The organism is Mesorhizobium sp. M0174, assembly GCF_040322275.1.
GTDB lineage: Bacteria > Pseudomonadota > Alphaproteobacteria > Rhizobiales > Rhizobiaceae > Mesorhizobium.
In genome coordinates, this window is sequence record NZ_JAMYTB010000014.1 from 62692 (window position 1) to 79346 (window position 16655).

The following is a 16655-nucleotide window of genomic DNA, read 5'->3' on the forward strand; positions in this document are numbered from 1 at the left end:
ATGGATCGGGTCTTCGTAGAATATTACGAGGAGGAACTGACCCATATCCGTGCGCTGGCGGCAGAATTTGCCGACATGCATCCGGCGGTGGCGCGCAACCTTTCACTCGATACGGTCCCCTGTCCGGACCCCTATGTCGAGCGGCTGCTTGACGGTGTTGCTTTCTTGGCCGCGCGGACCCGGCTCAAGGTTGATGCGGAACGCTCGCGCTTCTCGCGAGCCGTTCTTGATGTTCTCTATCCTGATCTTGTCACGCCGGCGCCGGCAACGGCCATGGTGGTGCTCAAACCTGGACAGCAGGTCCAGACAATGATTGGGGGTCATGTCGTCAAGCGCAATACGCGGCTGGTTTCCAGCCTCCAGCCTGGCCTGTCGACGCGTTGCACGTTCACCACCGCCCAGGACATCACGCTGTGGCCGATAGCCATCACCTCGGTCGGGTACTTTCAGGATCGCAGCGCCTTGGCGGCAGCCGGCATCACGCGGATCGGCGGTGTGGATGGCCAGGCGGCGCTTCGCATCACGCTCGCTCGCACTGGAAAAGGCAAGCTCGACGAACTGTCGCTCGACCGCCTTGATCTCTACTTTGCCGCGCGCACCAAGGCACCATTGCTTTTCGACGCGATTTTCGGCGCCTGCTCGGCTCTTGGTACACGAGCGGAAGGCAAGGCCAACCCGATATCACCGTTGCCGGCCCCTGAAATGGTGGGCATCAGCGATGACGAGGCGTTGATGCCTCGTACACGTCCGACGTTCGAAGGATACCGTCTTCTGCGCGAATACTTCATGATGCCGGAGCGCTTTCACTATGCTCGGATTTCGGGGTTGCAGCCCGTTGTGCGCAGATGCACAGCCGAGCTCGAGATCATCTTCATCTTCAGGCGTCCGGTGCCTGAACTTGCCGATCTGGCGGCGGCCGATTTTGAACTTTTCGCAACGCCGATCATCAATCTGTTCGAACGTGAGTGCAATGTCGTCGAGCTCGATCCACGCAAGACGCGGCAGGTGCTGCATGCCGACCGCACGCGGGCGCGCGACTTCGAAATCTATCGGGTTACCCGCGTCGAGGACGCCGAGAGCGAGGGGAGCGACGCCGCAATCCCGGAGCTCTTCAGCCTGGGACAAAACCGCGGCAGCGGTTGGGTTTACTCCACCGAACGGCGCCCGCGGCGCCCGACGGAGGAGGAGCGGCGTGACGGACTCACCCGCACTTCATACACGGGCGACGACGTTTTCCTGGCGATTTCACGCCCAGCGGAAACTCCGCCGAACCGCCCGCTGAAGCGTGTCGACATCGTGGCGCTTTGCACCAACCGCGATCTGCCGATCCTTGATGACAATCCTACCTTGACGCTGGAAGCCGGCGATCCGGTCGAAACAATCCGGCTTCTCGGCGCATTGCGCCCGCCTCGCCCAGCCATCCCTGCAGCACTGCCGGCGGGCGCGGCGGGTGAATCGCGAGCCGACAATCTCGCCTGGCGGCTTGTAGCGCAGCTCGCGCTCAACTTTCTAAGCCTTGCAAAGGAAGGTCGCGGCGTCGACCCGCTGCATGCGCTGCTTGAGCTTTACGCCGACAGGGGAGACCCGAGCCTCGCCCGCAATGTGCACTCGATTGTGCGCATCGACTCCCAGCCGGTCATCGAACGACTGCAGATCGATGGGCCGATGTGTTTCGGACGAGGCACGGAGGTGATATTGCATGTCGATCAGTCTGTCCTGGCGGGGCAAAGCACCTTGCTGCTTTCGGCCTTGCTGGCACGGCTGTTTGCCCGTCACGCCGGAATAAACGGCTTTGTGCGAACCCGCACATGGCTGCTGCAGAAGCAGGAGGATGTGCCATGGCCGATGACGCCCGGCAATCGCTACCTGATCTAGACAAGCCTGGCGTGCACCGGTCCGAAGAGCTGTCAGATGCGTTCGACTTCTTCGAGCTGTTGCGCCGACTCGAACGAAGAGGCGGGCTGTTCGGCTATTCCGGAGCGCCGGAGCGCGAACCCTCGCGGCTCGGGCAGCACGTCCGGCTCAGCTTTTCGGCCAAGGACTTGGCAGAATTTCGCGAAGCGACTGACAAAGCGCCCGCTAGGGTCACGGTCGCCAACATTGGTCTGATGGGACCTGAAGGCCCGATGCCCCTGCATTTGACGCGCTGGGTGCTCGATCGCCTGTCGCAACGCTGGTTCACCGGTGCCGATGCGCAGCAGACCAGCGACACGACCTTCATGGACTTCGTCAACATTCTTCAGAACCGCATGATCGCGCTGTATTACAGGGCGTGGGCGGATGCGCATCCGGCGGTTCAGGTCGAGCGCCCAGTTGGTGGGCGCGTTCGCGCCATGCTTGAAGCCATGGCGGGGTTAGGGCTTCCCGGCACCCACAACCCCGAACTGGACGCCGTGAAGCTGCGCCAGGCCGCTTCGCTTGCCAATCAGGTAGACGGCCCCGAGCGGCTGACGCTGTTCCTGTCGGAGGCGTTCAAGGTGCCGGTCCACATCAGGGAGTTCATCGCTGCCTGGATGACCATACCAGCGGCGCTCCAGACCCGCCTTGGCAAAGCCTACGCAGCGCTCGGTCGCGGAGCAACGATCGGTCCGCGCGTCTTCAATCGTCAAAGCAGGATCGAGCTCCGTGTCGGCCCGCTGGGCTATGAGGACTTCAAGGCGTTCCTGCCGGGCGGTCAGCGCCTCAGATTGTTCAAGCAGGCCGTTAGCGACATGGTCGGCGAATCGCTCGACGTCGATGTGCGCATCGTGCTGGCGCGCGATGCCGTTCCGCCACCGCGTATTGGAACCGTGCAACTCGCCCGGACCGCGTGGCTTGCGCGGCCCGCTGAAAGGGGCGATGCTGAAGACTTGCGGCTGCGGACATTAGTCGGCTGGCGGCAGGAAGGGGCGGAGGTCGCGGCATGAGTCTGCTGCTGACGCTGGAGCAAGGGCCACGCACCCAAGCGGTACGGCAGGCCCGGCTTGACGAGGGGGAACTGGTGATCGGCCGCAGCGCGGACGCCGGCTGGAAGATCGACGATCCCGACATGTTCGTTTCGCGCGCCCATTGCAGGATCACTGGTGGGCGCGACGGATATTTCGTCACTGATACGTCAAGCAGCGGATTGTTCATAGACGACTCCGACAGCCCGCTCGGTGCCGGCAAGTCGACGCGTCTTCGCAATGGCATGCGGCTGAGACTGGGCGATTACGTCGTGTATGTCGATCTGCAGACGTCGAGCACTCAAGCAGCAGCAGCAGCGCCAGTTCCGGAGCGCTCGCGGCCGGCGTCTCGGGCGCCGGTCAGCATCGGCCGGGACGATTTCTTTTCAGCCACCGTGGAAGAAGAGCCCCACCGGCAACGTCCAGCCGAGCTGCCGAACCCGTTCGAGCAGCCGATCACGGGTGCGTTCGAGCGCGCCAATTCCAGACAGCGCAGCTCGCCTGCTTTCGATGACCCGTTCAGCCTCGATCCAATCTCAACGCCTGTTTCCAAAGGCACCGCAGAATCGGCCGGCACGCCCAACCAGACAGACCCATTCGGCCTCGACTCGGGATCGTTCCCCAACGGCGCGACGGAGCCGGCTACGGCAAAGCTGCCGGAATTCAACGACGACTTCGGTTTTGGGCCAGCCGCGGCGCCCAGCCGGGGAAGCGATGCGGGCTCAAACGGTCAGCACGAGCGTGACGCCCAACCAAAGCAAGCGGCCAATCCCTGGGACGTGCCCATGCGGGCGGCAGATGCCCCTCCCCCAATGCCGGCAGGCCCCAGCCCCGCCCGCCCGCCGCCTGCGAGGCAGCTCGCCGACATGGCGCTTCGCACCGCATTCCTGCGCGGCATGGGCGTCGCGGAAGCCGATTTTCCCGGGCGCGACGCCGTCGCCGAGATGGAAAAGTTCGGCCGCGAATACCGGCTTATGATGGAAGGACTGATGCAGCTGCTGCGCAAGCGTGCCGAAGAAAAGGGAAATGCTCGCGTTGCGCAGACAATGGTCGGAGCCTCTGAGGTCAATCCACTCAAGTTTCTGCCGACGGTCGACGACGCGATAGTGACGCTTATCGCCGAACGCAGCCCCGGATTTCTGGCCGGCGAAGCGGCTATCGCGGATGCGGTTCGCGACCTCGCACAACATCACGTGCGCGCCTGGCGCGGCGTGCAGGCCGCTCTGCGGCGGATGGTCGACCGTTTTGAGCCGGCAGCCATCGAAGAAGAGCTGAAATCGAGTTCCGCGATCGGCACTCTGTTGTCGGGCGGGCGCGGCGCCAAGCTGTGGGAGCTTTACCAGAAACGCCACCGTGAAATCGCCGAGAGCGCGGAAAAAAGCTTTCTCGGCGAAATCGGCGCCGATTTTCGGGATGCATATGAGGAGGAGTAACACATGATCGATCGACGCGAATTTATCGTTGCCTTGGGTGCGACCGGCCTGCTTACGGCCTGTCAAAGCGCCGGGCCGCCAAAACCGTCGGTCATCACGGTCAAGCTGTCAGGGGCGGCCGGCATGAACCCTGGACCGGGCGGCGGCGACAGGCCAGTGACGGTGCTGGTCATGCGGCTGCGCAGCACCGGTAAGTTCAACTCCGCCGACTACTTTGCCTTGCAAGGGGATGCCGGCTCGGCACTGGCAGGTGATCTCATCGGATCCGACCAGATTGCCGTCGCGCCTGGAAAAACCGCGACCAAGACCATTACGGTTGAACCGGATGCGACGGCCCTGGGCTTCGTTGCACTTATCCGTGAGCCTGGCGGGCGAAACTGGCGGACGACCAAATCGGTTTCGCCCGGATCAAACTTTGCGATCAATGTCACACTCGGCAGCGGCGGCATTTCCGCCTGACGGCCAAGGCAAGGGGAGCTCGATGCAGAGAGTAGCCGGATGAGCGATGCAAACAGGGTGCTGTGGTCGGAGGGCCTTTTTCTGCGGACCCAGCATTTCCAGCAGCAGGACCGTTTCTTCGAGGCGACTGTGCGCGGCGCGTTGCAGGCCGGCCAGCTGCACACGTTCGGCTTTCAGCAATTGACCCTGGATAAGGCATTGCTCGATGCCGGCCAGATCTCGATCCTGTCTGCACGAGGCATTTTCCCTGACGGTACCCCCTTCTCCATTCCGGATCTGATGGACGCGCCGCGTCCGCTGCCGGTCACCCCGGATACAGGCGCCGGCCCAGTGCTGGTCGCCCTGCCGCTCGAGCCGGCCGGCGGCGTTGGCTTCGATCCCGCGCATGCGCCACCCAGCGGTGCGCGCTATCATGGACGGATCGTTTCGGTGCGCGATGCCGTCCAGGGCGGTTCAGACCCCGAAGAAATCGAAATCGCCCGACCGCAATCGCTGTTGCTTGCACCCGGCAAATCGGTCGGCGGCTATACCGCCCTGCCGATAGCCGACATCAAGGGGGTTCGCGCCGATGGCGGCGTTTCGCTGGACGAGACATTCCTGCCACCGGCCCTGGTTACTGGTGCAGTGGCCTGGTACCGGCAATTGCTTCTGGAGGTCGTCACAGGCCTTGACCAGATCGCCGAGGCGCATGGCAAGATGGTCATGGGCGGGCCAGGGCGCAGTGTCGAAGACCTGTTGATGCTCAACCTCGCCAACGCGGCGCGTCCGCGCCTGGCCCATATGCTGGCGCAGGATGTTTTCCATCCGGCCGAACTCTATCTGGAACTGGCCGGGCTTGCCGGTTCGATGGCGACCTACGGCTCGAGCGCGCGGCGACTGGGCGAGCTGCCGGCTTACGATCACATGGCGCCCGGCCCACCGTTTTCGGCGCTGGCGGATGCATTGCGCTCACTGATCCTGAGCCTGCGCTACATCGAGCCGAAATCGCGCGCGCTGCCCGTCATGCGTCATTCGACCAATGTTTGGAAAATCCGCATCGACAATCCGAAGCTGCTGGTGGCCAGCCGGATCGTCATCCGGGTCGGTTCGGAACTGTCGGAGGACGCGCTACGCAAGATATTCGTCAACCAGGCGACCGTGGGCTCCGCGGATGAGTTCGAGGGCCTGTGGAAGTCCCGCCTGCCCGGCATCCCGCTGAAACCGCTTCATTCGCAACCGCGCGAGATTCCTTACGACGGCGATCGGCTGTGCCTTGAGCTCGACCAGAAAAGCGAGCACTGGGCATCGCTGCTCGGTGCCCCAGGCTTCGTCATTGGCGTTTCGGGTGTACTGCCGAGCGAACCGCAGGTGGACTGCTATTCGGTGAACAGGTGAAACCATGAGCCGGGATGATCCTTTCGGACTGTCGGAGGATCGCGAACGCACTCGCATCAGGCTGACCGGCACGCCGATGCCGCGGCCGATGGCGGCATCCTTGCCGGGCGGGCCGGTAAAACGCTCGCGCACCCACCCGAACGGCCTTGTCAACGCCTTCGCGCCCCTGCTCGAGTTTGCGCCGGAGCTTGAGAGCGCGCTGCCACCGGAGAATCCGGAAGTGTTACGCACCAGGCTGCTCGAAGAACTGGTTCGGGCACGCGACACGGCAATGGCGGCGGGGTCGTCGATGGAACGGGCCGATCAGGCAGCCTGGGTGGTGGCGGCCTTGCTCGACGATCTGGCACTGAACACGCCCTGGGGCGGGGCCAGCGCGTGGCCGCGTCAGCCGCTTGTGGTCATGTTGCGGGGCGATGTCGACGCCGGCACGCAGTTCTTTACACGGCTCGACGAACTGGAACGTCATCCGAACCGAGATCGCGAATTGCTCGAACTCCAGTATGACTGCCTGGCACTCGGTTTTCGCGGCAAGTATCGCGTGCCCGGCCGGTCGGGCGATCGCTCGCTCAATGCCGTTCGTGTGGCCGCGGCACGTTTCCTGCGCGATGCCGACGCCGAGAATGCCCCGCTGTCACCAAACTGGAAGGGCGTCATCGCATCCGATGAGCCGCAGCGCTTCATCGTTCCGATCTGGGTGATGGCCCTGGCCGCAACGGTTATCGCCACCGCGACTTATGTCGGGCTCTCGATGGGACTCAGCAGCCAGGCGGTTGAGCTTTCAGCGCTGGTCCGCGCCTTGCCGCCGCCGACACGTGGCGACATCAGCCGCGTGTCGCCAACGGTCGATGTCCCGCCGCCGGAGACTGTGGATTTTGCACTGCTGCCCGAATTTGAGGCCGGGGCGCCGGGCAATCTCAGATCGGCTCTCAGCGGCACGGAGAGCGTTTCGCTGGCCAAGCTGGTCATCCAGGCATCCAACCCCGAACTGTTCCAGTCGTCGCGGCCAACACTGACGGAAGGATTCGAGCCGCTGATCGGCTCGATCGCCAAGGTGATCCTTGCCAATCGTGACCTGATCGGCAACATCACTGTGGTCGGACATACGGACGGGGTTCCTCTGCAAAGAACCAATCCGCTGTCGACCAACCAGCGACTGTCTGAGGCTCGCGCCCAGACCATTGCCGACATGCTGGTACAAAACGGAGTGCCGCAGGAACGCGTCCATTCCGAGGGCAGGGCAGCCACGGATCCAGTGGCCGACGACGGCACGCGCGAGGGCCGGGCCCTGAACCGGCGCGTTGAGGTGCTGGTCGAAAAGAGGCTGTGAGATGTTCATCCTGCGCTTCCTCTGGGCGGTCCTGACATCGCGCTGGCTGTGGACACTGATTGGCATCACGCTGCTTTCGTTGGTGATCTGGGTATTCGGGCCGATCGTCAGGGTCGGACCCTACGACCCTTTCGCCTCGGACAATGTGCGCATCGTCATCATCGCGCTGCTGGTCATCTTCTGGCTGATCTGGCTGATCGTTGCCCAGCGTCGGGCGATCCGTGCCAACCGGATGTTCGTCGCCGAAATCGCCGCGCCGGCGGTGGAGAAGCCACTCAGCCCCGGCGAAGAGAATGTCGCTGCCGTCGGTGCCAAGTTCGCCGAGGTCATGGCCGAGTTGAAGCGCCGCAAACTGGGCGGTCGCAAGTTCCTGCGCGAGATGCCGTGGTACGTTATCGTCGGGCCGCCGGCCACCGGCAAGACCACAGCCTTGCGGCAGTCGGGGTTGAACTTTCCGATCGACCTGACCGACGACCTGCAAGGGGTCGGCGGCACGCGCAATTGCGACTGGTTCTTTTCGGAGAGCGCGGTTCTGATCGACACTGCAGGCCGCTATGTCCAACAGGAGAGCCAACCCGACGTCGACGCGGTGGAGTGGCTGGGCTTCCTCGACCTTTTGAAGAAGCACCGGGGCCGTCGCGCGCTCAACGGTGTGATCGTCGCGCTTTCGATCGATGTGCTTTCGGAGGGCGACGACGCCATCAAGGCGCATGGCCGCAAGATCCGGCGTCGGCTGGCCGAGCTCAACGATCGCCTCGAGATCCGCCTTCCGGTCTATCTGATGCTGACCAAAGCCGACCTGATCAAGGGATTTGAGGCTTTCTTCGGCGGTTTGTCGACGGCGGCGCGCGAGCAGGTCTGGGGGACCACGTTCGCACTCGACGCGCATGTGGATGCAAGGACCATCGAGCGGGAAATCGCGACGTTAGCAACCGAGCTCGAGCGGCGGCTGGTGCCCCGGCTGGAGGATGAGGACAAGCTTGCCGCCCGCGCCGAAATCTTCAGGTTTCCCGCCCAACTCGCCAGCCTTTCCGAGCCGATCCAGGTACTGGTCGAGGCGATGTTCGGGGAAAGCCGGTATGAGGAGGCCCCCTGGCTGCGTGGCCTTTATCTGACATCGGCGACCCAGGAAGGGGCGCCGATCGACCGGCTGACCGCAGCGCTGTCTGCCTCCTTCGGCCTTCCGCCGCGCCGGGCGTTGCCCGCGCCGCGTGTCGAAAAACGCAGCTTCTTCCTAAAGAATCTGCTTACCGAAGTCATCTTCAAGGAAGCCGGCCTCGGCACCTTCGATCCGCTGGCGCAACGCCGCCGCGCCTGGGTCTGGCGTGGCGCGGCTGCCGCATGTGCCGCAGCCGCCCTGCTGGTCAGCGGGCTGTTCACCTGGTCCTATTACGACAACCGCAACGCGATCGCGGCCCAGGCAAGCCAGTTCGAGGCGCTGCAGACGCCACTGACCTCGGCCGCGGCAAACCCGGCATCCGTAGAACAGCCTGCCATCGATGTCGCCCTCGGTGCCATGGATGAGGTCGCAAATGCCCGCACCCCACCGCCTGGCGCAGCACAGGATTTGCTGGGGCCATCAGCCTCGGCGGAACTGGTGCGAGCGCAGACCGACACTTACGATCACGCTTTGCGCAATATTCTTGAGCCGCACATGGTGGCGCTGCTCGAGGCGACGATGTGGCGGCAGATCCGCGATCCGGACTTCATGCTTGGCGCGCTGAAGACCTATCGCATGATGACCGGCCTCTCCCAGATGGATCCGGATTTCGCCCAGAACTGGTGGGTAAACAGTCTGCCCGAATTCGCGGCCGCGGCCCCCTTCCCGACAGCTGACGCGGAAGAGCACCAGCTTGCCGCGATCCGTCGCATGGCGGTTGACGCCAGTTATATCACCCCGGACCAGGCACTGGTTGCAGAGGCATTAAAAACCGTCTGCACGATTTCCTTGCCGGCGCGTGCCTACAAGCAGTTGCTGGCCGACCCGGCGGTGGCTGCGCTCAAGGAATGGATCCCTGCAAACTTCGCCGGCCCAAACGGCGCCAAAGTCTTTGCGCGGCGTTCCGACAAGACGCTTCGGGTCGGCATTTCGGGAGCGTTCACCTATGCCGGCTTCCATGACGCCATTCTCGACCGGGTCGAGGATGTCGCCGCCCAGGCAGCACTCGACCGGGCGGTGTTCGCCGGCGGTTGCTCGGAGAATTCCGAAACCTCGGTGTCGGCGCTGTCAGAGGATATTCTGAAACTTTATTACGACGACTATATCGCGCAATGGGACAGCTTCCTGCGCGACATGAGGCTTGCGCCACTAACCGACCTAAACGTCGCCAGTGAAAACCTCAAGGATCTTTCAAGCGCCGACTCCGCGCTGAAGCGCCTGGTCACCGCGGTGGTCCAGGAGACCGAGCTTACGCGATCCGATGAAGCGCCGGCAAACGACAAGGCGGCGGCAGGTGGCTCGAAACTGCTTGGCAAGCTGGGCAAGCTTGGCAAGATCGTAAAAACCGGAGCAAAGCTTTTGCCGCGTGCGGGCTCCGCCGACGAAGTGGATCTTACCGGCAGTCTGGTGGCCGAGCATTTCAAGCCGCTCAAGGGTGCCATCGCCGAGGTCGAGGGCCAGCCGCCGGCGCTCGACGCCGCCATTGTCGCCCTCACCGCACTGTCCAACGTGCTGCAGACGGTAACGGCCAATCCCGATCCTCAGGACGCCATCAAGAAGCAGGGCGGCCTGGCAGAACTGACTGGAGCAGTTGCCAGGCAGGCGCAGATCCTGCCCGACCCAATCGACGATTGGTTGGGCGGCATTGCCGGCGATACCAGCGGCCTCACGCAGAAGGCGGTCACCTCGGAGCTCAACGCGATCTGGCGAGCCGACATCCTGCCGTTCTGCCAGGCAGCACTCAACAACCGCTATCCTTTCAGCCCTGACAGCGCCGTAGACGTCAATGTTCGCGACTTCGCCCGCCTGTTCGGACCGGCAGGGCTGATCGACAACTTCATAAACGACCACCTGATCAGCTATGTCGACACGTCGGCGCAGCCATGGAAATGGCGCGCCGATTTCGGCCTCGATCCTTCGGCACTGGCCGCGTTCGAACAGGCAAGACGGATCCGCGATGATCTCTTTCCCGGCGGTACAGGCCCGCTGATGAGCTTCACGCTCGAACCGAAGGACCTGTCGCCCAATGTTGCGCGCGTGACGCTCAACCTCGACGGCCAGAACCTCGTCTACTATAACAATGCAACGAGGCCGCAGCCGATGACATGGCCCGGCAAGGACGGCACAGGGGTCATCTCGCTTGCCTTCCAGCCGATCGATGGCTCGCCCGAAATCTTGCTCAACGAGACCGGTAGCTGGGCGTGGCTGAGAATGTTGCGCAGCGGTCGCTTCACCGGCACCGCGCTGTCGGATGTCTACAGCCTGCGCCTGGGGACGAACGGCATGTACGCCGATTTCCAACTCAAGGCCGCCAGCGTCGAAAATCCCTATAACCTGCAGATGTTCAAGAAATTTTCATGTCCGCCGCAGATATGAGCACTGGATTTTTCGGCAAGATCCCGACGACGGGCGACTTTGTCGCGTGGAACTTGCCGCGGACCTTCATCGACCGCTGGGACCGCTGGATGTCGATGGAGTTGCTAGCGCGACCAGACGAGGGCGAACTTGACCCGCATGTCTGGCGCTTCACGGTGCCGGCTGGCATCTTCTGCGATCAGCCTTGCGCAGGCGCGTGGCGGATGAGCGAGGATCGCGTCGGGCGCAGATATCCATTCGTAGTCGCCGCCGTCGGACGCCCGCCCCGCATGGAAGACGAATGGTTCGATGCTGTGTCCGAGATCGCAGGTGACGCGGTGGCGCACTACTGGACGAGTGCCATGGTTGCCGAGCGGATCAACGCGGTTCAGCCGACGCCGGCCAACCACGCGGAGCCCAAGATCGTCTTCTGGTGCGACGGCTGGAACGTGCACGAATGCCATTTCAAAGACATTCATGATCTGGCCGACAACGCCCTGCCGGTTATGCGTACCGTGCCTCTGCCGGCCGAGGAAAGCTGATTATGGCCATTACCGTCTTCGCCGAGAACATGGGCTTCTTCCACAAGGGCAGCAATGGCAAGGGGATCGCGCCGGGCGATGTCTGTCTGTCGCCGCCGTCGCCGCCGGCGGGCCCGGTTCCGGTGCCCTATGTCAATATGCTGTCCTCTTCCGACCTGTCGAAGGGTACCAAAAGCGTCAAAATCGACGGCGAGCCGACGGCGATCGAGAATTCTTCGGAGATTTCGACCAGCACCGGCAACGAGCCGGCGACCCAAGGTCTCGGTGCAGGCGTCATCACCCACAAGATCAAAGGCAAGGGCGTTTTCAAATTGTGGTCGTTCACGGTCAAGGCGGAGGGCAAGGGGGTCGATCGCCACGGCGACATGATGGCTCAGAATACGGCAAGCGATATACCCAATTGCATCGACCAGACAGCGATCAATACCTTCAAGGCGCTGCTGAGACGCAAGGGTATCACACCCGGCCCCTGTCCGAGCAAGCCTTACGACGCGAAGGTCCACAGACCAGATAAGGATCCTTCCCCGGCCCAGAAGAAGGCGGTCCGCAACAAACCATGCTGGGAATGCAAGCGGGACGACGCGCGGGTAAAGCGCGCTCACTGGCGCACGACGCGACCGAGCGGTGGGGCGATTGTACGATACGAGGATCCTGTCCATGGGAAGGATATGGCGCGCGGTAAAGGCCATATGACCCATGACCATCAGCCGCCGCTGTGCGTGGCCTGGGCGCTTGGCGGATGCAATATGAAACTTGCGGATTTCAAGAAGTATTTCGAACGGGCAAGCAGGGTCAAGCCGCACTGCGAAGCGCATTTTCGCAGTCAGGGAAGCCAGGCGGAAGCCTATGCGACAAAGCTAGGTGCGCCATGATCGCGATCGCCAAGAGCTACGACGATATCCAGCAGCGCTACATCGCCGAACTGCGCGCGCTCCTGCCCGAAATCAATGCTTGGTGGAGCGGCATCGTTGCAGTCGAAAGCTTTGATGCCATCTCACTAATCTGGCCGACTGGAATTTCCGGGCACCCGCGCTTTCTGCATATCTTTCGCACGCACTATTTCGAGGTGGAGAATCTGAACCGAAAGAACGAGCACGAATTCGTGGAGGAAGCCGAGAAGTCGCTTGAGGAAAAGTGGGGTGTCGACGACCTCGGCGACAGCCCCCGCTATGTCGGCCATATAGACTTGCTGATCGACGACATCCCCAGCAAGGCCCCCGATCTGACCGAAGTGGTCAACGGCTTCGTTTTTGTGCCGATCGGGCTTGACCAGGACGAAGAGATCACCTGATGGCGCTTATCACCTATTTTGAAACCGACCGCGGCATTCGCCGCCTGCTGCGCCAGCCCGGCTACATCGAGCCCCGGGATGCGAAAATCGCGGCGCGCAAGCTCGCCCAGAGTTCGGGGCGGCATCAGGATCTTTTCGACGGGTACTTGGAAGACATCCAAATGGCCTACGAGATCGCGGCGCCCTGGTGGGCAGACACGGTCAAAGCACAACAACAGCAAGGATTGAACCGCGACGAGGCTATCCGCAAGGCGTTCAACAAGCGCGCCGCCGGCGCTGCCGCGCATGGCCACGTGGTGTGGATTGTACGCAATTACTGGCTCGATTGCTGCGACGCCAACAAGAGCTCTGGAGAGGTCATCTATCCCGAAACCCTGCTTCTGCAATGGTTGATCGACGCTAGGAAGAAGGAATTGGTGCGCCTGATCGCCTGTATGCCGTACTGGCCGATCGGCATGGATGAGAACAGAACCTGGTGCTGACCGATGAGCTTTGCGGTCTGGTTGGAGAATCGTACCCCTTTCGCTGTAGGGTCTTACACACTGCCTGATGCGGAAGGTCAGGAGGTTTTCCTGGGCATTTTTTCGGCGAGCTTCCAAGGCGCGGAGGAAACGACAGCCCTGGAACCGGCCCAGGAACAATTGCCGGTGACGCTCAGCGACGTCTTTTTCGGCGATCCTGCTCTTTCATCGACGCGCTACGAGGCTGACATCGCTATGCGCAAGCCCGGCGTGGACGTTATCGTCAACGGCACCGCATACGCGCCGAACGGGAAGCCGGTTCGAGAAATGCAAGCCGGACTGAAGTTCGGGCCATTGCAAAAGGTACTCAGTATCGTCGGCGACCGCATGTACGATGCCGGCAGCTATAGCGCGCCACATCCATTCACACGGATGCCTATCGTCTATGAACGCGCCTACGGCGGCACCACCGCCGATCTGAAGACCCATCCTCACAATCCGCTGGGAGTGGGTTTCGCCCTTGCCCGCTCGGCTGATCCAGCAGTCAAGACGCAGGCGCCAAACATAACCTACCCGGCCGAGCCATTCATGAGTCCCTCGGACAAGCCGCGGCCGGCCGGTTTCGGGGCGCTCGGGCGCGGGTGGCAGCCGCGCCTGCCGTTGGCAGGGACCTATGATCAGGCCTGGATCGACTCCCAGTGGCCCTTGCCACCGAAGGATTGCGATCCGCGCTACAATCTCGCGGCGCCGGCGGACCAGCAACTTCCCGATCTCAACGGCGGCGATCAGGTCACTCTTATAGGACTCACTCCCGGCGGCCGGTGGAAATTCAAGCTCCCAAGCGTGGTCGCGCCCATCCGCCTGATCTTCGATGACCGCGTCGAAGACCAAGTTTTCAAAGTGGATACGATCATCATCGAGCCCGACATATTTAGGGTCACGATGAAGGCGCGGGTGGCTATGACGACGCGGCGCAACCGGCCTGCGCTGCGCGAACTTGTCTTCGGGCACGTCACGCCGGCGCTGATTGCGGCGAAACGAAAGGGTAAGGACTATTTTGCGCTGCGCGGGACTGACGGAACCATTAGCGAACGCCCGGCGTGGCTCCCATGAATCGGCCATTGTATATCGTCGGCGGTGGCGCGGTGACGCCCGCCGGCCTGAACCGGCGGCAAACGCTCGCCGCGATCCGCGCCGGGCTCTCCGCCTATGAAGAGTACCTGCCGGCCGAGCCTATGGGTGCATCGCAGATCGTCTCGCGCATTCCCACTCACTGGTCACTGAAAACCACCGATTGGGACTGGCTGGTCAACATGGCGGTGCGCGCCATCATGGACGCGCTCGCATCGACGGCGGCGGATCCGCGAACGACCGTGCTGATCCTGGTGCTACCGGAGCAGTTCAGGAACCATGCGGCCTTCGAAGAAGAATACCCTTCTGGCTTCCTGAATGTCGTCGTGCGCTCATGCGGCGGACCATTCCATGAGGCATCGCGGGCGCTCGATGGCGGCGCCGCCGCAAGCATTGGCGTGCTTCAGAAAATGCCGGAGATACTTGCCCATCCGGGCGTCGAGCGCGTCTTGCTCGGCGGCGTCGACAGTCTGGTCAACGACAAGGATATCGCTCGGCTCGCCGAGGCGGGACGGCTGAAGGGCTCTGACAATTCTCAAGGGCTTGTTCCCGGAGAGGCGGCAGCCTTTGTTTGCTTGCAATCGAGACCAGATTCGAAGTCATCGTGTCTCGCCGCCATCCACGGCGCCGGCTTTGCTCAGGAAGCCGATAGTGTTCTGACGGAGCGATACAGCCAGGGCAAGGCGCTGCTTGGTGCGCTTCAGGGTGCCTTGAATGGGACCGACAGTGGTCCGCAAGAACCTGACATCGTCTTTGTCGTCAGCAATGGCAATGGGGAGCGCTATAGCGGGTGGGAAGCAAATATAGCAAGATCTCGCTTCTATCGTACACGGCGTGAGATCTTGCCGATTGCCTATCCGGCGATGACCGTCGGCGAGGTGGGAGCGGCCGGTGGGGCGCTGGCGCTACTCGTGGCGTCCGACAGTTTCACCGCCGGCTACGCGCCCGGTCCGGTAGCTATGTGCGAAGTTGCGTCCGAAGCCGGATTGCGCGCCACGGCGCTGGTCAGCCAGGTAAAGTCCAGCTGAATTACATCCAGGCGGGGAAGCGCTGCGTGCGCCGCCAGTCGGCCAATGGGAGGTCACGGTTGTCCAAAGAGGCTCGGATGGCCGCGAGCCGCAGCCGACGCATGGAGCGGAATGCGACGTGTTTGCCCGGTCCCCGCCCATCGTCCCACCATGCACTCGCGCGTTCGGCCATTGGAAGCGGCGAGTCCTCGATCTTGGCGAATGGCTTTCCAAGCGGCGAGGTATCGACTGTGAAGACGTCGGTATCATTGAAATCGACCTCGAACAGATCGCGCCAAGCGAGGCCCGCGGCATAAGCGGATTGGGGCTCGCGCATGCGTTCGATCAGCCAGGGGACGATTGATCTGTCGCCAAGCATTCCTATGGTGGCTAGAGCCGGTAGTCGCAACGAAGGTTCGTTTAGACATTTCTGAAGCCAGGCCTTTGCGGGAGTTCCCGCCGAGGCGAGTAGCCGGATTTCGATCACCTCACCTTGGGGAACACTACGCGAGGCAAGCAATTCATCAAGAACAGGCAGGGCCATACGGTCCGCGCCGAGGAGACAAGCGGCGATCGAGGCCGCCAATCGTTCCGGCAGCTGATCGGCGGCGAGACGCTCAGCTACCGCCGGGAGCAGATCGCGGCGGCGCAACGCGCCAGCCAACCGCAATGCTCGTATACGGATCTCAGCCTGGCTATTTGCGACTAAATCGCCGAGGCTCGGGCCGGCATCGGCGCGATGGTGCCAGAGCGCCGAAAGCCCGATGCATTTTAGCATCGTTTCCCTGGAATCGACCCACTTGGCGACAAAAGGACGGAGTTTCTCGCGCGGTGTCCGGGCGATGGCGCCTGATATACCCTTGATGCCGGTTTCGCCGAGTGCGGCGGCGGCCTCGATCACTGCGGCAAGCGGCTTTTCCAGTCCCCAATGGAGCGCCAGGCACGCCATGACAAAGAGCTCTGGGGCTTCAGAATAATCGGAGAAACGCGCCTTCGCCGCCGCCCACGCAGCCTCGCCCGACGCGAACAGGCCTTCAAGATTGGCGTCCAGCCGCTGGTCGATGCGGCCGATGTCGATTTCGCCCAGTAGCGGTCCATCGATCTCGCGGCGCCGCCGTGACCAGAGGAAAGCGGCGTCCTCCGCGTGCTGGTCAACGATGGCGGGGATCGTCGCAAGGCGCTGCATCGGCTT

14 protein-coding genes are annotated in these 16655 nt (G+C 62.7%); 13 read left to right on the forward strand and 1 reads right to left on the reverse strand.

Translation table 11 applies throughout. The annotated features are described in order from the left end of the window. Genes tssF through NKJ13_RS23210 form a run of 13 tightly spaced genes read left to right on the forward strand, consistent with a single transcriptional unit; the run spans window position 1 to window position 15484 of the window. Window positions 1–1875 carry a type VI secretion system baseplate subunit TssF gene (gene tssF, locus NKJ13_RS23150; RefSeq protein ID WP_352778432.1) on the forward strand — a complete coding sequence of 625 codons (1875 nt, stop codon included), beginning with the start codon at window positions 1–3 and terminating at the stop codon, window positions 1873–1875. Beyond that, window positions 1839–2906, forward strand: coding sequence for a type VI secretion system baseplate subunit TssG (tssG, locus tag NKJ13_RS23155; RefSeq protein WP_352752052.1), 1068 nt, complete (start codon window positions 1839–1841; stop codon window positions 2904–2906). The genes tssF and tssG overlap by 37 nt, the downstream gene beginning before the upstream one ends. Continuing rightward, window positions 2903–4357: a type VI secretion system-associated FHA domain protein TagH gene (gene tagH / locus NKJ13_RS23160; RefSeq protein WP_352778434.1), complete on the forward strand. Its 1455-nt coding sequence runs from the start codon at window positions 2903–2905 to the stop codon at window positions 4355–4357. The genes tssG and tagH overlap by 4 nt, the downstream gene beginning before the upstream one ends. 3 nt (window positions 4358–4360) lie before the next feature. Beyond that, the gene (gene tssJ / locus NKJ13_RS23165; protein WP_352778436.1) at window positions 4361–4816 is read left to right on the forward strand and encodes a type VI secretion system lipoprotein TssJ; all 456 of its coding nucleotides are present in this window, start codon (window positions 4361–4363) and stop codon (window positions 4814–4816) included. A 39-nt stretch (window positions 4817–4855) separates the two neighbouring features. After that, a complete protein-coding gene (tssK, locus tag NKJ13_RS23170) occupies window positions 4856–6190 on the forward strand; it encodes a type VI secretion system baseplate subunit TssK (RefSeq protein WP_023720336.1) in 1335 nt (444 codons plus the stop codon). A 4-nt stretch (window positions 6191–6194) separates the two neighbouring features. Continuing rightward, window positions 6195–7517: a type IVB secretion system protein IcmH/DotU gene (icmH, locus tag NKJ13_RS23175; RefSeq protein WP_352648175.1), complete on the forward strand. Its 1323-nt coding sequence runs from the start codon at window positions 6195–6197 to the stop codon at window positions 7515–7517. A 1-nt stretch (window position 7518) separates the two neighbouring features. After that, entirely contained in the window at window positions 7519–11052 is a 3534-nt protein-coding gene (gene tssM, locus NKJ13_RS23180) for a type VI secretion system membrane subunit TssM (protein WP_352778437.1), read from the forward strand. Next, a complete protein-coding gene (gene tagF / locus NKJ13_RS23185; RefSeq protein ID WP_352508031.1) occupies window positions 11034–11573 on the forward strand; it encodes a type VI secretion system-associated protein TagF in 540 nt (179 codons plus the stop codon). Before tssM ends, tagF begins: the two co-directional genes overlap by 19 nt. Before the next feature lie 2 nt (window positions 11574–11575). Beyond that, complete coding sequence (locus NKJ13_RS23190) at window positions 11576–12445, forward strand: DUF4150 domain-containing protein (protein WP_352479422.1); 870 nt, start codon at window positions 11576–11578, stop codon at window positions 12443–12445. Beyond that, the gene (locus NKJ13_RS23195) at window positions 12442–12864 is read left to right on the forward strand and encodes a hypothetical protein (RefSeq protein ID WP_352508030.1); all 423 of its coding nucleotides are present in this window, start codon (window positions 12442–12444) and stop codon (window positions 12862–12864) included. The genes NKJ13_RS23190 and NKJ13_RS23195 overlap by 4 nt, the downstream gene beginning before the upstream one ends. Beyond that, window positions 12864–13346: a hypothetical protein gene (locus tag NKJ13_RS23200; protein ID WP_352479424.1), complete on the forward strand. Its 483-nt coding sequence runs from the start codon at window positions 12864–12866 to the stop codon at window positions 13344–13346. The genes NKJ13_RS23195 and NKJ13_RS23200 overlap by 1 nt, the downstream gene beginning before the upstream one ends. 3 nt (window positions 13347–13349) lie before the next feature. Then, entirely contained in the window at window positions 13350–14438 is a 1089-nt protein-coding gene (locus NKJ13_RS23205; protein WP_352508029.1) for a DUF2169 family type VI secretion system accessory protein, read from the forward strand. After that, window positions 14435–15484 carry a hypothetical protein gene (locus tag NKJ13_RS23210; RefSeq protein ID WP_352778439.1) on the forward strand — a complete coding sequence of 350 codons (1050 nt, stop codon included), beginning with the start codon at window positions 14435–14437 and terminating at the stop codon, window positions 15482–15484. Before NKJ13_RS23205 ends, NKJ13_RS23210 begins: the two co-directional genes overlap by 4 nt. Before the next feature lies 1 nt (window position 15485). On the opposite strand, the gene NKJ13_RS23215 is transcribed toward NKJ13_RS23210, so the two are convergent. Beyond that, complete coding sequence (locus NKJ13_RS23215) at window positions 15486–16649, reverse strand: hypothetical protein (RefSeq protein ID WP_352508027.1); 1164 nt, start codon at window positions 16647–16649, stop codon at window positions 15486–15488. Window positions 16650–16655: the final 6 nt, after the last annotated feature.

Bases quoted from the DNA above. Each gene is read 5' to 3' on its own strand.
- icmH (WP_352648175.1), top strand. From the start codon at position 6,195: ATGAGCCGGGATGATCCTTTCGGACTGTCGGAGGATCGCGAACGCACT.
- NKJ13_RS23195 (WP_352508030.1), top strand. From the start codon at position 12,442: ATGATCGCGATCGCCAAGAGCTACGACGATATCCAGCAGCGCTACATC.
- tssJ (WP_352778436.1), top strand. From the start codon at position 4,361: ATGATCGATCGACGCGAATTTATCGTTGCCTTGGGTGCGACCGGCCTG.
- tssG (WP_352752052.1), top strand. From the start codon at position 1,839: ATGGCCGATGACGCCCGGCAATCGCTACCTGATCTAGACAAGCCTGGC.
- NKJ13_RS23215 (WP_352508027.1), bottom strand. From the start codon at position 16,649: ATGCAGCGCCTTGCGACGATCCCCGCCATCGTTGACCAGCACGCGGAG.
- tssF (WP_352778432.1), top strand. From the start codon at position 1: ATGGATCGGGTCTTCGTAGAATATTACGAGGAGGAACTGACCCATATC.
- tagF (WP_352508031.1), top strand. From the start codon at position 11,034: ATGTCCGCCGCAGATATGAGCACTGGATTTTTCGGCAAGATCCCGACG.
- NKJ13_RS23210 (WP_352778439.1), top strand. From the start codon at position 14,435: ATGAATCGGCCATTGTATATCGTCGGCGGTGGCGCGGTGACGCCCGCC.
- NKJ13_RS23200 (WP_352479424.1), top strand. From the start codon at position 12,864: ATGGCGCTTATCACCTATTTTGAAACCGACCGCGGCATTCGCCGCCTG.
- NKJ13_RS23205 (WP_352508029.1), top strand. From the start codon at position 13,350: ATGAGCTTTGCGGTCTGGTTGGAGAATCGTACCCCTTTCGCTGTAGGG.
- tagH (WP_352778434.1), top strand. From the start codon at position 2,903: ATGAGTCTGCTGCTGACGCTGGAGCAAGGGCCACGCACCCAAGCGGTA.
- tssM (WP_352778437.1), top strand. From the start codon at position 7,519: ATGTTCATCCTGCGCTTCCTCTGGGCGGTCCTGACATCGCGCTGGCTG.
- NKJ13_RS23190 (WP_352479422.1), top strand. From the start codon at position 11,576: ATGGCCATTACCGTCTTCGCCGAGAACATGGGCTTCTTCCACAAGGGC.
- tssK (WP_023720336.1), top strand. From the start codon at position 4,856: ATGAGCGATGCAAACAGGGTGCTGTGGTCGGAGGGCCTTTTTCTGCGG.